Genomic DNA, 13,280 nt, shown 5'->3' on the forward strand with positions numbered 1-13,280 from the left:
TCAGCCCATGTCTTTCAGCGCCGTGATGGCGTAGCCCTTGGCGCGGATTTGTTCGAGCGGCTGGTCGATGTGGTAGCCGGGCAGGCCGGCGGCCTGCTCGTCGACCTCCAGCGCGCTGGTCTCGCGCTGCCAGTCGGTGTTGATGGCCTCCTCGGGGATCGGCTTGCCCTCGGGTACGGCCAGGTAGGAAAAGATGCCGTCGTGCTCGGCCCTGCGGTAGATGTCCATGCGCATCGTGCTTGCTCCCTTGTGGCAACGTCGGCCCACCGGGGTGGGCGGCGCCGCCGGCGGCGGCGCCAATGCCGATTCTACGCCTTGCGCGCCGGCACGGCGCGCGGCGCGTCAAGCGCGCGGCCGGAGCGCCGCGTCCACGCCGCTGGCCACCGCTTCGATGTGCGGCGCCTGCAGGCCGGCGCGCACGGTGGCGGCCAGCGCCAGCAGGGTGTCGAAGCGCTTGCGCGCCTCGGAGCGCTTCTTCGAGGCGATCCCGGCCATGTCGGGCGGGCACAGCGGCTCGCACGGCAGCTGGTAGTCGCCGTCCAGACGCGGCCGCGCCTCCATCTCCTGCCACAGCGCGTCGTAGTCGGCGAACACGCGGCCCTTGCGGGCGGCGGCGCGCACGGCGCGGTTCGGGTTGCCCACCAGCAGCATGTGGCGGCAGCCGTGGTCGTGGCCCAGCTGGGCCAGCAGGCGCACCATCAGGTTCTTCGGCCGCAGGCCGTGCAGCTCGCGGGTGGCCTCGCGGATCAGGCCCAGGCCGTGCTCGCCCTGCGGCCCCTGCAGGCAGCCGATGCCCAGCGCCATGTGCGGGCCGTCGCGGAAGAAGGAGAAGGCGACCGAGTAGACCAGGTCGGTCCCCCGCACCAGGCGCAGCACCAGCTCGCCCTCGCGCTCGAGCGGCTCGACGGCGCACAGTTCGATGCCGTAGGGTGTGCCGCCCTTGCCCTCGACCCGGCCCAGCAGCACCGGCTGCTGCGCCGCGCGCAGCACCAGCGCGCCCAGGCCGTGGCGGAAGATGAAGCGGTAGTGCGCCTGCAGCAGCGCCAGCCGCTCGGCGCAGTCGAATTTGTTGCTCAGGTAGGGGCGGTAGATCTTGTAGACCAGCCGCGGCCGCGCCTTGACCAGCTCGTGGAACAGCGGGTGCGAGTTGAGCAGCTGCAGCCAGCCGTAGGTGGCCTGGCGGTTGAGGAAGGCGCGCAGCGACAGCTTGATGGTCTCGCGCACGTGCGACAGGCCGTCGGTGCCGCTCAGAGCGGAGCGTAGGGTGATCAGTGGCGACATCGTATGGTATCTCGGGTAGGCCGGTGGGCGGAAAATCGGGCGCAGGCGCCGGGCGGGGATGCCTGGACGCAATGAGCAATAGTGGAATGGTAACTCCTTATGTAACGTACTGTAAATTGGCGGATTGGCTTACGGCATACCCGTAGTGGCGGGGATGGCGGCCGGCCGCCGTTTGCGCGCAAAATAGCGTGCGATGCGCGCAAAACTACGTGGAACCCGTACGTGGAATTGGCGATGCGCCAACGCCGCGGCCGGTGCATAATGCAACATAACGATACAAACCCCAGCCTATGCGTCCCGCCTTCCTCCGTCCGCTGCAGTACCCCGCCTTCGTCGCGCTGTATCTGCTGTTCGACTGGGCCACCTACATCGAGCCCCTGTACGGCCTGAACATCACCCCGTGGAACCCCGATCCGGCGCTCGGCCTGGTGTTCTGGCTGCTGCACGGCCGCCGCGCCGCGCTGCCGCTGTTCTGCGCGCTGCTGGGCGGCGAGGTGCTGGTGCGCGGCATGCCGGCCGGCCCCTGGGTCACCCTGCTCGGCGCGCTCTGGCTGACCGCCGGCTACGGCCTGATCGGCGCCGCGCTGCGCCGCCGCTTCTCCAGCGCCGCCTTGTTCGACCGCCGCCGCCGCCTGTTCCGCTGGGGCGGCATCGTCGCCGCCGGCTGCCTGTTCAACGCCCTGGTCTACATCAGCCTGCTGTGCGCCGCCGGCCTGGTGCCGCCGGCGCAGTGGGGCCTGGCGCTGCTGCGCTTCGGCGTCGGCGACATGGTCGGCGTGCTGGTGTCGATGCCGCTGATCTGGATGCTGGCCAGCGCCGCCGGCCGCGCCGGCCTGCGCGCCATCCTCTGGCGCGGCGAGACGCTGGCCTACCTGGCGCTGGGCGTGGGCGTGCTGTACGCGGTGTTCGGCGCGGTCGCCAACGCCGAGTTCAAGTACCTGTACTTCCTGTTCCTGCCGGTGATCTGGGCGGCCTCGCGCCAGGGCCTGTACGGCGCCGCGCTGATGGTCTTCGTGCTGCAGGCCGGCATCATCGGCCTGGTCAAGTGGACCACCGCCGTGGCGATCGCCGGCAGCGAGCTGCAGACGCTCGACGCCATGCTGGCGCTGGTCGGCTTCTTCATCGGCGCGGTGGTCGACGAGCTGCGCCAGGTCTCGGCCGAGCTCAAGCAGACGCTGCGCCTGGCCGCCGCCGGCGAGATGGCGGCCGCGCTGGCGCACGAGCTGAACCAGCCGATGACGGCGCTGTCGGCCTACGGCAAGGCCTGCGAATACCTGCTCGGGCGCGGCGAGACGGGGCCGGTGTTGAAGGACGCCATCGGCCGCATGATCGTCGAGTCGGGCCGCGCCGCCGAGGTGGTGGTGCGCCTGCGCGACTTCTTCCGCACCGGCGCGATGCGCCTCGAGGCGCTCGAGATCGGCGCCCTGCTCGGCGCCGTCTGCGCCCAGCAGGGCGCGGCGCTGCGCCAGCACGGCGTCGAGCTGAGCGTCGACGCGGCGGCGCCGCTGGCGGTGCAGGCCGACCGCCTGCAGATCGAGCTGGTGCTGCGCAACCTGCTGGGCAACGCGCTCGACGCCGTGCTGGCGCGGCCGGCCGGCCAGCGCCGCATCCGCGTCAGCGTCGAGCAGCTGGCCGGCGCGCGCCTGCAGCTGAGCGTGGTCGACAGCGGCGGCGGCGTCTCCGAGCCGCTGGCCGGGCGCCTGTTCGAACCCTTCGTCACGTCCAAGGCCAGCGGCATGGGCCTGGGCCTGGTGCTCAGCCGCGCCATCGCCGAGGCGCACGGCGGCAGCCTGCGCTTCGACGCGGGCGGCCACGGCGTGTTCCGCCTGGTGCTGCCGCTGGGCGCGCCGGCCGCCGACACCAGCACACACAAGCACACACAACAATAAACAACCATGCCCCGGAGACCACCTTGCCCCATGATTTGACCGTCTTCATCGTCGACGACGACCCCGCCGTGCGCGACGCCCTCGGCCTGCTGCTGGGCCTGCGCGGCTACCGCACCGCGATGTTCGCCGGCGCCGAGGACTTCCTGGCGGCGCGCCGCTGCGACTGGGCCGGCTGCCTGCTGGCCGACATCCGCATGAACGGCATGGACGGCCTGAGCCTGCAGGCCAGGCTGACCGAGCTCGGTTGCGCCATCCCGGTGGTGATCGTCAGCGGCCACGGCGACGTGGCGCTGGCGCGCGCCGCCTTCAAGGCCAACGCCATCGACTTCCTCGAGAAGCCGTTCGACGACGTCAAGCTGCTCGGCGCCATCGAGGAGGCCTACGCGCGCGAGCGCCAGCAGCGCGGCGCCGAGCGGCGCCGCGCCGGCGGCCTGGCCTTGCTGGCCGAGCTGACGCCGCGCGAGCGCGAGGTGATGCAACTGGTGGTGACGGGCCAGCACAACCGCGACATCGGGCCGGCGCTGGGCATCAGCGTGCGCACGGTGGAGGTGCACAAGGCGCGCCTGATGGGCAAGCTGGGGGTCGACAACGTGGCCGACCTGGTGCGCCTGAGCATGCTCGACGAGTAGCGCGCCCGCCAGCGGGCGCGGCGCGGGTGCGGCGGCTAGCCGCCGGCAGCCTCCTCGCGCAGGCCGCGCACCGCCAGGGTGGTGCGCTCGGCGGCGCGGCGCAGCACCAGTTGGCGGTTGCTCGACTCCTGGTCGCGCTGGTTCTCGCGGTGCCACAGGTGGAACACCTCGGTGGCGAAGGCGCCGTCCTTGCGCATCACGCCGGCGTTGAACAGGCGCACCACCAGGTCGGAGTCCTCGTGGCCCCAGCCGAGGAAGCTCTCGTCGAAGCCGTTGACCAGCTCCAGGTCGCTGCGCCAGGCCGCCATGTTGCAGCTTTTGATGCGGCGCCAGGAGAAGCGCCGCGTGGTGCGGCCCAGGTCGGGCCAGCCGACCAGCAGCTGCAGCAGCTTGTTCAGGTGGCCGGCCAGGCGCCAGCGCAGCACGCGGCCCAGGCCGAGGCGCTGCAGGTCGATGTGCTCGCCGAGCACGCGGCCGGTGCCGGCCTCGCTGAGCAGGATGCGGCTGCCGCAGACGACGTGGCCGGGCTGGGCCAGGCGGCGGTGGCGGCGCACGAAGTCGCGTTGCGGCACGCAGTCGCCGTCGAGGAAGATGATATAGTCGCCGCGCGCGGCCAGCGTGCCGAGGTTGCGGGCGCGGGCGGCGCGGAAGCCCAGGTTGGTCCTGCCAGACATGGCGCAGCGGCAGCGGCGCGGCCGCTTGAAGCGCGGCGACGCAGGCGCGCGTGTTGTCGCCCGAGCCGTCATCAGCGATAATGATTTCGAAATCCTGGTCGTCCTGGGCGAAACACGCCTCGACCACGGCGCGCAGCGCGTCGGGACGGTTGTAGGTGGTGATGATGACCGAGATGGTTGGTGCCTGGTGCATGAAGTCCGCTGCCTGTGTTGATAGATTGCAAATAGAACCGACAAGAACAAGAATGAATCATACTTTATCCGGGCCGGCGCGCGGCAACTCCCTGCTGATCCACCTGCTGCTGTTCTGCCTGCCCTTCCTGACGCTGATCAGCAGTTTCGGCGTCGGCCTGTGCAGCTTCGCCTTCCTGCTGGCGGCCGTGCTGACCCGGCGCGAGGGCATGGCGGCGCTGCGGCGCCATTGGCCGCAGGTGCGCGGCGTGCTGCTGGCCTTCGGCCTGGGCCTGGCCTTCGCCGTGCTGCTGATGGTGCTGCGCCACGGCGTGCACCTGCGCGCGCTGGAAAAGCCCGGCCGCATGCTGGCCGCCGCCACCGTCATGCTGGCCGTGCTGGCCTGCCGGCCCAGCCGGCGCGCGCTGTGGTGGGGCCTGATCGCCGGTGCCGTGGCCGGCGCCGCCTTCTCGGTCTACCAGCGCTGGGGCATGGGCATGCAGCGCCCGGGCGGCCTGATCAACTCGATCACCTTCGGCGACATCGTCCTGTGCATGGGCCTGATGTGCCTGGCCGCCGGCAGCGACTTCAAGGGCCGCCAGGCGCTGTGGCCGGCGCTGGGCGCGCTGGCCGGCCTGGTCGGCTCGATCGCCACCGGCACCCGCGGCGGCTGGGTGGCGGTGCTGTTCGCCGGCGTGCTGATGGTGAGCTACGGCCACGTGCTGCGCGGCCGGCCGCGCCAGTGCGCCGCGCTGGCCGCGCTGGCGCTGCTGGCGGCCAGCTACTTCGTGCCGCAGACCGGTGCCCGCCAGCGGCTCGAACAGGGCGTCGCCGACGTGCAGACCTATTTCGGCGGCGGCAACGCCTACAGCAACATGGGCGTGCGGCTCGAGCTGTGGCGCGGCGCGGCGATGCTGATCGAGCGCCACCCGCTGAGCGGCGCGGCGGCGCCCCAGGTCAAGGCCGAGCTGGTCGAGCTGGCCGCCGGCGGCAAGCTCGACCCCTTCGTGCTGCAGTTCGACCACTTCCACAACGACATCGTGCAGGCGCTGGTCTACGGCGGCGTGCTGGGCCTGCTGGTGTGGGGCGCCACGCTGCTGCTGCCGCTGCTGTTCTTCCTGCGCATCCTGCGGCGCCGGCCGGACGCCGCCGCCGGCCTGCTGGCGCCGGCGCTGGCCGGCGCGCTGCTGGTGGTGTGCTATTTCAGCTTCGGCCTGACCGAGGTGATCTTCTGGTCGGTGCGCAGCACGATGTTCTACGCGCTGATGCTGTTCCTGCTGATGGGCCTGTGCCTGAACGCGCAGGACGAGGCGGCGGCGGCCGCCGCCGCGCCGGCCGACAAGGCGGCGGCATGAGCGCCGCCGCGGCGCCGCGCATCCTGGTGGTCTCGCCGAACTGGATCGGCGACGCCGTCATGGCCCAGCCGCTGCTGCAACTGCTGCGCGCGGCGCGGCCGGACACGCCGATCGACGTGCTGGCGCCGCCGCCGGTGGCGCCGGTGTGGCGCCAGATGGCCGAGGTCGACGAGGTGCTGCAGACGCCGTTCCGCCACGGCGCGCTGCAGCTGCGCGAGCGCTGGCGCTACGCCAGGCTGCTGCGCGCGCGCGGCTACGACGCCGCCTACGTGCTGCCCAACACCCTCAAGTACGCGCTGATCCCCTGGCTGGCCGGCATCCCCAGGCGGGTCGGCTACAAGGGCGAGAGCCGGCACGGCCTGATCAACGTGATGCACCGCGACGACACGCCGCCGCGGCCGATGGTGGCCTTCTACGCCGCGCTGGCCGGCGCGCCCGGCCCGCTGGGCGCGGCGCCGCCACGGCCGGCGCTGGCGGTGGCGCCGGCGCAGATCGCCGGCGCCTGCGCCGGCGCCGGCCTCGACGCCGGGCGCCCGCTGCTGGTGTTCGCGCCGGGCGCCGAGTTCGGCGCCGCCAAGCGCTGGCCGGCGGCCCACTTCGCCGCGCTGGCCCGGCTGGCGCTGCTGGCCGAGCCGCGCCGCCAGGTGGCGCTGCTCGGCTCGCCCAAGGACGAGGCGGTGTGCGCCGAGGTGGCGGCCGCCGCCGGCGGCCTGGCCGCCGTGCACAACCTGGCCGGGCGCACCAGCCTGGCCGAGGCCATCGCGCTGATCGCCAAGGCCGAGGCGGTGGTGGCCAACGACTCGGGCCTGCTGCACATCGCCTCGGCGCTGAACCGGCCGGTGGCGGCGCTGTACGGCCCGACCGACCCGGACCACGCGCCGCCGTTCTCCGACCGCTCGGCGGCCATCTCGCTGCGCCTGGACTGCGCGCCGTGCCGCCAGCGCGAATGTCCGCTGGGGCACCAGAACTGCATGCGCGGCATCGAGCCGGCGCTGGTCTGGCGCCGCCTGGGCGAGCTGCTGTCGGCGCCGGCCGGCTGAGCGGGGCGGCCATGCACAGACGCTTCCCCATCGTCTTCTGGGCCCGCGTGTTCGTCGGCGTGGTCTGCCTGGCGCTGGTGGCGATCGACGGCTGGCGCAGCTGGAACGCGCGCGCCGAGCGCCTGCTCGAGATGGAGCGCGCCACCTTCAACCTGGCGCGCGCCATGGCGCAGCAGGCCGACGACAGCATCAAGGCGGCCGACACCAGCGTCGCCGAGCTGGTCGAGCGCATCGAGGCCGACGGCCTGGGCGAGGCCGCGCTGGCGCGCCTGCACACGCGCATGGTGGCGCAGGTGGCCAACCTGCCGCAGCTGGGCGGCCTGTTCGCCTACGACGAGCAGGGCCGCTGGCTGGTCAACTCGCGCCCGCTGCTCAACGCCACCCTCAACAACGCCGACCGCGAGTACTTCCGCCACCACCGCAGCCATCCCGGCCGCGCCGCCTACGTCGGCCTGCCGGTGGTGAGCCGCTCGACCGGGCAGTGGATCATCCCGGTGTCGCGCCGCATCGACAAGCCGGACGGCGGCTTCGGCGGCGTGGTGCTGGCCACCGTCGACTTGGACCACTTCCGCCGCTTCTACCAGAGCCTCGACGTCGGCCGCCACGGCGCCGTGGCGCTGTTCAACAACGCCGGCGTGCTGCTGCTGCGCCGGCCCTTCGACGACGCCACCATCGGCCAGGGCCTGCGCGGCTCGAACCTGTACGCCGCCTTCATGCCGCAGCGCCTGGCCGGCAGCGCCACGTTGCTGTCGCCGCTGGACGGCCAGGTGCGGCTCAACAGCTACCGGCCGCTGCAGCACTATCCCCTGTTCGTCACGGCGGCGCTGTCGCGCGACGAGATGCTGGCGCAGTGGCGCCGCGACACCTTCCTGCACTCGCTCGGCGTGGTGCTGCTGGCGGCCATGCTGGGCCTGTTCGGCCAGCGCCTGGTGCGCCAGATCGGGCTGCGCGAGCACGCCGAGGGCGAGCTGCGCGCCGCCCGCGACGCGCTCGAGCAGGTCAACCGCACGCTGGAGCGGCAGGCCATGCAGGACGGCCTGACCGGGCTGGCCAACCGGCGCCAGTTCGACGTCACGCTGGGCAACGAGTTCAGCCGCGCCATGCGCTACCAGCACCTGCTGGCCTTCGTCATGGTCGACGTCGACTACTTCAAGCAGTACAACGACGAGTACGGCCACAGCAAGGGCGACGACTGCCTGCGCGCCGTCTGCGCGCAGATCCGCGCGCTGACGCCGAAGCGGCCGGGCGACCTGACGGCGCGCTACGGCGGCGAGGAGCTGGCCATCCTGCTGCCCGACACCGACCTGGCCGGCGCCCACGCCGTGGCCGAGCGGGTGCGCGCCGCCGTCGAGGCGCTGCAACTGCCGCACGCGGCCAGCCCGTTGGGCGTGGTGACCATCAGCGCCGGCGTGGCGACGCTGATGCCGCAGCGCGACGTGCACCTGGCCGGCATGCTGGTCGACGCCGCCGACCAGGCGCTGTACGCCGCCAAGTCGGACGGCCGCAACCGGGTGGCGCGCGCGCCCGTGCTGGCGCGCCTGGCGACCGAGCCGGCGCCGCCGCCGCGCACCACCTGAAGGCCACCGCCACCGGCAGCCGGGGGCAGCAGCAGCCGAGCCGGGGTCAGCGGGGTCAGCGGGCCGGGGCCCGGGTCCGCGTAAAACCGGCGGCTTAGACGGCGCGCGCGGCGCCCAGGTGGCCGCCGCGCAGGAAGGCGTCGCGCTCGGCGCGGTCGGGCGGCTGGCAGCCCTCGCGCATCAGGTTCAGGCTGGCGCAGGCGACGGCGGCGCGCAGGGCGCGCTCCAGCGCGGCCGGGCCGAGCGCCGCCAGCGCGGCGCCGTCCAGCTGGCCGCCCTCGTCCAGGCTGGACAGCAGGCCGGCCCAGAAGCTGTCGCCGCAGCCGACGCTGTCGACCACCGCCAGCCCGGCCGGCGCGGCCAGCGCCACGGCGGCGTGCGGCGTCAGCAGCACGGCGCCGTCGGCGCCCAGGGTCAGCGCCAGCAGCTTGGCGCCGCTGGCGTGCAGCAGCGCGCGCGCCGCCTCCAGCGGCGCCTGGCCGGCGTAGCCCAGGTGTTCCAAATCCTCCTCGCTGACCTTGACCAGGTCGGCCTCGGCCAGCATCTGCCGCACGCCGGCGGCGTAGCCGTCCACGTCGGGGCAGACCAGCGGCCGCATGTTGGCGTCGATCGACACCAGCGCGCCGCGCGCCTTGGCCTGCGCGGCGATGGCGCGCGCCGCCGCCACGTCCTCGGTCACCAGCGCCAGGCCGCCGCTGTGGAACAGCCGCGGCGCCGCCGGCAGCAGGGCGCAGGCCTGCGCCGCCGTGATGTCGCGGTCGGCCACGCCGTGGCGGTGGAAGACGTAGGACGGTGTCTTGTCGGCGTCGAGGGTGATCACCGCCAGCGAGGTCGGCTGCGCGCTCGGCGCCGGGCTGGCCAGGCGCACGCCGGCGCCGCCCAGCAGGCGGGCGAAGCGGCGGCCGAACTCGTCGCGCGACAGCGGGTTCAAATAGCTGACCGCCAGGCCCTGGCGCGCCATCGCCTGGGTGAAGTTGCACACCGAGCCGCCCAGCACGGCGGCGAAGCGCCCGTCCGGCATTTCAATCATGTCGACCAGTGCTTCGCCATACGTTACCACCATGTTCCACTCCTTGATATGTAGCAGCGGCCGGCGGTGCCGGCGCTAAAAGTTTGTTGTTCTGCCTGGTTTGGCGGCCGCCCGGGCGTTGACCCCGCAAACCGGACGCCGGGGTCAGCCCCCCGCCTTGGCGCCGTACGGGGTCTGACCCCTTTCGGCCGCAGTGCGGGGCGCCGTCCCGGCTTCGCCATCGCCGGTCAGCACGCCCTTGCTGAACAGGAAGTTGGCGTAGGGTTGCAGCTCGCCCGTTTGCACGATGGCGTAGGCGCCGCGCACCCGCTCGTAGAAGGCGTAGCGTTCGACCGCCTCGCATTGCTCGGCGGCGGCGCCGCCGCTGTCCACGCACAGCGCGATCAGCTGGCGCTGCAGCGCCGAGCGGTAACCGTCCGGCTCGCCGCCGACGGCCATGAAGGCCACCGGCCGCTCGGCCACGTCGAGCGGCAGCACCGACAGCAGGGCGGCGCCGGCGCGCGCCAGGCCGACGCCGGGCAGGCGCAGCACCGGCTTGCCCCGGCCCAGCGTGGTGGCGGTGAAGTTGGCGTCGACCAGGGCGACCGTGTCGCCGTGGCCCATCTCGGCCAACACCTTCAGCAGTTCCGGGCTGAGCAGCGGATCGACGCCCTTAAGCATGGGCCGCCTCCGCCAAGTCGCGCGGGTCCTCGGCGCCGGTCATCACGGCCACCGTGTCGGACATGCTGATGTGCTTGGGATCGACCACCGCCACCCGCTTGCCCAGGCGCTGGATGTGGATGCGGTCGGCGATCTCGAACACGTGCGGCATGTTGTGGCTGATCAGGATCACCGGCAGGCCGCGCTCGCGCACCCGGCGTATCAGTTCGAGCACCATGTTGCCCTCCTTGACGCCGAGCGCGGCGGTGGGCTCGTCGAGGATCACCACGTGGCGCGCGAAGGCGGTGCTGCGCGCCACGGCGACGCCCTGGCGCTGGCCGCCGGACAGGGTGCCGACCGCCTGCTTCATCGAGCGGATGCCGATCTTCAGGTCGGCCATGTGGCCGGCCGCCTCGGCCAGCATGCGCTTCTTGTCGATCAGCCGCAGGCACTTGCCCAGCAGGCCGGGACGCAGCAGCTCGCGGCCGAGGAACAGGTTCTCGGCGATGGTCATGGCCGGCGCCACGGCCAGGTCCTGGTAGACCGTTTCGATGCCGTGGCGGCGCGCGTCGATCGGCGTCTTGAAGCGCACCAGCTGGCCGTCGAGCCGCATCTCGCCCTCGTCGGGCACGATGGCGCCGGACAGCGCCTTGATCAGCGAGGACTTGCCGGCGCCGTTGTCGCCGATCACGGCGAGGATTTCGCCGGCGCGCAGGTTGAAGTCGGTGCCGTCGAGGGCGGTGACGCCGCCGTAGCGCTTGACCAGGCCGCGCGCCTGGAAGATGTCTGTCGTCGTGTCCATGCTCAGCCTTTCTTGTGGGTCAGTTGGTCGGTGGCCACGGCCAGGATCACCAGCACGCCGGTGACCAGGATCTGCACCACCGAGGGCACGCCCATCAGGGTCAGGCCGTTGCGGAACACGCCGACGATGAGCACGCCGACCAGGGTGCCGAGGATGGAGCCGCGCCCGCCGAACAGGCTGGTGCCGCCCAGCACCACGGCGGTGATGCTGTCGAGGTTGTCGGTCTGGCCGCCCTGCGGGTCGCCCACGCCCATGCGCGCCACCGACAGCATGGCCGCGATGCCGTAGAACAGGCCGGCCGTCATGTAGACGCCGAGCAGCACGCGCTTGGTGGCGATGCCGGTCAGGCGCGCCGCCTCGGGGTTGTTGCCCACCGCGTAGAGGTGGCGGCCGGGCGCCGTCTCGCGCAGGAACAGCCAGGTCAGCAGGTACAGCGCCAGCATCAGCACGCTGCCGTAGGTGACGCTGGTCTGGCCCAGCTGGAAGGTGTTGCCGAAGAAGGTCATCGCCTCGGGCAGGCCGGTGACGGTCTGCGCCTGCGAGTAGATCTGCGTGACGGCGAAGGCGATGTTCATGGTGCCCAGCGTGACGATGAAGGGCGGCAGCTTGATGGCGGTGACCAGGGAACCGTTGATGTAGCCGATCAGCACGCAGGCGGCCATGCCGCAGGGCACCGCCAGGAAGGGGTGCAGGCCGTAGTCGACGGCGAACTTGGTGGCGACGACGGAACCGAGCGCCATCGCCATGCCGCAGGACAGGTCGATGCCGGCGGTCAGAATGATCAGGGTCTGGCCGATGGCGATCACGCCCACCACCATCACCTGCTGCAGGATCAGCGAGAAATTTTGGCCGCTGAGGAAGCGGTCGGACTGGCTGGCGAAGAAGATGCTCGCCGCCAGCAGGGCCAGCACGGGGCCGAGCACGTTGACCGGCGGCAGCAGCTGTTTCAGGCGCTGCGCCAGCGGCGCGGCCGGCGCGGCGGGGGAGGGCGCGGGCGCTTGGCCGGCGGCGGGGTGGAGCGTGGAGTTCATGGACGTCCTTTCAGTGTGGGGGCCGGCGCGCGCCGGCCCGGACCTGGCTTGCTTGTTTGCTACCTTACTTGCCTACCTTGCTTGGCTAGCCTATTTGCCCCAGCAGGCGCTCAGGCCGAAGGCGCTGTCCTTGCTGTCGACGCCGGCCATCGGCTTGTCGCTGATCAGCGTCACGCCGGTGTCGAGGTAGCCGCTGGCCTTCTTGCCGGTCTTGGCGTAGACCACGCCGGCGTCCACGCCCAGCCCGGCCATCTTCAGCGGGTACTGCTGCGCGGTGGCGGCGATCACGCCGGCCTTCAGGTCGCGCACGCCGGCGCAGCCGCCGTCGACCGAGACGATCATCACGCCCTTTTCCTTGCCGGCCGCCTTCAGCGCCTTGTAGGCGCCGGCCGCCGCCGGTTCGTTGATGGTGTAGACCAGGTTGATGTCGGGATTCTTCTGCAGGCAGTTCTCCATCGCCGTCTGGCCCTTGCCCTGGTCGCCGAAGCTGTCGGCCATGCAGACCACCTCGGCCGTCTTGGCCAGGCCGACGGTCTTGGCCGTGATGTCGGCCGCGCCGAAGCCGGCCAGGAAACCGTTGTGGCGCGACACGCCGACCGGGTGGCCGGGGAACAGGTCGAGCGTGGCGATCTTGGCCGGCTTGCCGCCCAGCGCCGCCTTGGCGTACTTGCCGATCAGCAGGCCGGCCTGGAAGTTGTCGGTGGCGAACAGCGCGTCGGTGGCGTCGACCGGGTCGGCCGGGCTGTCGAGGGCGATCACCATCACGCCCTGGGCGCGCGCCTTCTTGATGGCCGGCACGATGGCCTTCGAGTCGTTGGGGGTGATCAGGATGGCCTTGGCGCCGGCCGAGATCATGTTCTCGATGGCGCCGACCTGGCCGGCGTTGTCGCCGTCGGCCTTGCCGGCCGCCGTCAGCAGCTTGGCGCCCTGCAGGGTGGCGGCGCGCTGGGCGCCTTCCTTCATCTTGACGAAGAAGGGGTTGGTTTCGGTCTTGGTGATCAGGCCGACGACGGGCTGGTCGGCGGCGATGGCGCCGGCGGCGGCGAGGGATGCGAGCAAACCGAGGGCGAGGTGGTGCCTTGCGTTCATACTTGTCTCCAAAAATTATTATGGTTGTCGTCTAGGCCGATCATGCTGCCGACGCTGATTGGAAATATAGGCT

At 72.1% G+C, this 13,280-nt stretch carries 13 protein-coding genes and 1 pseudogene; 5 read left to right on the forward strand and 9 right to left on the reverse strand.

Features of this window, described 5'->3' with window-relative positions:
• Window positions 1–234, reverse strand: a complete 234-nt coding sequence (locus QC826_RS03795) for a DUF6139 family protein (protein WP_279764467.1) — start codon at window positions 232–234, stop codon at window positions 1–3.
• A gap of 108 nt (window positions 235–342) precedes the next feature.
• The gene (locus tag QC826_RS03800; protein WP_279764468.1) at window positions 343–1,281 is read right to left on the reverse strand and encodes a VirK/YbjX family protein; all 939 of its coding nucleotides are present in this window, start codon (window positions 1,279–1,281) and stop codon (window positions 343–345) included.
• Window positions 1,282–1,571: 290 nt separating this feature from the next.
• Between QC826_RS03800 and QC826_RS03805 the strand changes: the two genes are divergently transcribed.
• Window positions 1,572–3,170 carry an ATP-binding protein gene (locus QC826_RS03805; RefSeq protein ID WP_279764469.1) on the forward strand — a complete coding sequence of 533 codons (1,599 nt, stop codon included), beginning with the start codon at window positions 1,572–1,574 and terminating at the stop codon, window positions 3,168–3,170.
• A 23-nt stretch (window positions 3,171–3,193) separates the two neighbouring features.
• Window positions 3,194–3,799, forward strand: a complete 606-nt coding sequence (locus QC826_RS03810) for a response regulator transcription factor (RefSeq protein ID WP_279764470.1) — start codon at window positions 3,194–3,196, stop codon at window positions 3,797–3,799.
• 35 nt (window positions 3,800–3,834) lie between these two features.
• Here QC826_RS03810 and QC826_RS03815 read toward each other — a convergent pair whose 3' ends face one another.
• On the reverse strand, window positions 3,835–4,473 hold the full coding sequence (locus tag QC826_RS03815; protein WP_279764472.1) for a galactosyltransferase-related protein: 639 nt from the start codon (window positions 4,471–4,473) through the stop codon (window positions 3,835–3,837).
• 43 nt (window positions 4,474–4,516) lie between these two features.
• Window positions 4,517–4,666, reverse strand: a pseudogene (locus QC826_RS03820) (glycosyltransferase); the annotation flags it as partial.
• Window positions 4,667–4,718: 52 nt separating this feature from the next.
• Here QC826_RS03820 and QC826_RS03825 point away from each other — a divergent pair.
• The 3 genes from QC826_RS03825 to QC826_RS03835 are packed head-to-tail and all read left to right on the forward strand — an operon-like array spanning window position 4,719 to window position 8,616.
• Window positions 4,719–5,999 carry an O-antigen ligase family protein gene (locus tag QC826_RS03825; RefSeq protein ID WP_279764474.1) on the forward strand — a complete coding sequence of 427 codons (1,281 nt, stop codon included), beginning with the start codon at window positions 4,719–4,721 and terminating at the stop codon, window positions 5,997–5,999.
• The gene (gene waaF / locus QC826_RS03830) at window positions 5,996–7,039 is read left to right on the forward strand and encodes a lipopolysaccharide heptosyltransferase II (RefSeq protein WP_279764475.1); all 1,044 of its coding nucleotides are present in this window, start codon (window positions 5,996–5,998) and stop codon (window positions 7,037–7,039) included. The genes QC826_RS03825 and waaF overlap by 4 nt, the downstream gene beginning before the upstream one ends.
• Before the next feature lie 11 nt (window positions 7,040–7,050).
• Window positions 7,051–8,616 (forward strand): diguanylate cyclase, encoded by a 1,566-nt coding sequence (locus tag QC826_RS03835; RefSeq protein ID WP_279764477.1) that lies wholly within the window; start codon window positions 7,051–7,053, stop codon window positions 8,614–8,616.
• A gap of 94 nt (window positions 8,617–8,710) precedes the next feature.
• Here QC826_RS03835 and QC826_RS03840 read toward each other — a convergent pair whose 3' ends face one another.
• From QC826_RS03840 to QC826_RS03860, 5 genes are all read right to left on the reverse strand, one after another.
• Window positions 8,711–9,679: a PfkB family carbohydrate kinase gene (locus tag QC826_RS03840; RefSeq protein ID WP_279764478.1), complete on the reverse strand. Its 969-nt coding sequence runs from the start codon at window positions 9,677–9,679 to the stop codon at window positions 8,711–8,713.
• Window positions 9,680–9,790: 111 nt separating this feature from the next.
• Entirely contained in the window at window positions 9,791–10,306 is a 516-nt protein-coding gene (locus QC826_RS03845) for an RbsD/FucU family protein (protein WP_279764479.1), read from the reverse strand.
• Entirely contained in the window at window positions 10,299–11,087 is a 789-nt protein-coding gene (locus QC826_RS03850) for an ATP-binding cassette domain-containing protein (protein ID WP_279764480.1), read from the reverse strand. Before QC826_RS03850 ends, QC826_RS03845 begins: the two co-directional genes overlap by 8 nt.
• 2 nt (window positions 11,088–11,089) lie before the next feature.
• A complete protein-coding gene (locus tag QC826_RS03855) occupies window positions 11,090–12,118 on the reverse strand; it encodes an ABC transporter permease (protein ID WP_279764481.1) in 1,029 nt (342 codons plus the stop codon).
• 90 nt (window positions 12,119–12,208) lie between these two features.
• Window positions 12,209–13,207 carry a sugar ABC transporter substrate-binding protein gene (locus QC826_RS03860; protein ID WP_279764482.1) on the reverse strand — a complete coding sequence of 333 codons (999 nt, stop codon included), beginning with the start codon at window positions 13,205–13,207 and terminating at the stop codon, window positions 12,209–12,211.
• Window positions 13,208–13,280: the final 73 nt, after the last annotated feature.

It is taken from the genome of Rugamonas sp. DEMB1, assembly GCF_029834475.1.
GTDB lineage: Bacteria > Pseudomonadota > Gammaproteobacteria > Burkholderiales > Burkholderiaceae_D > Rugamonas > Rugamonas rubra.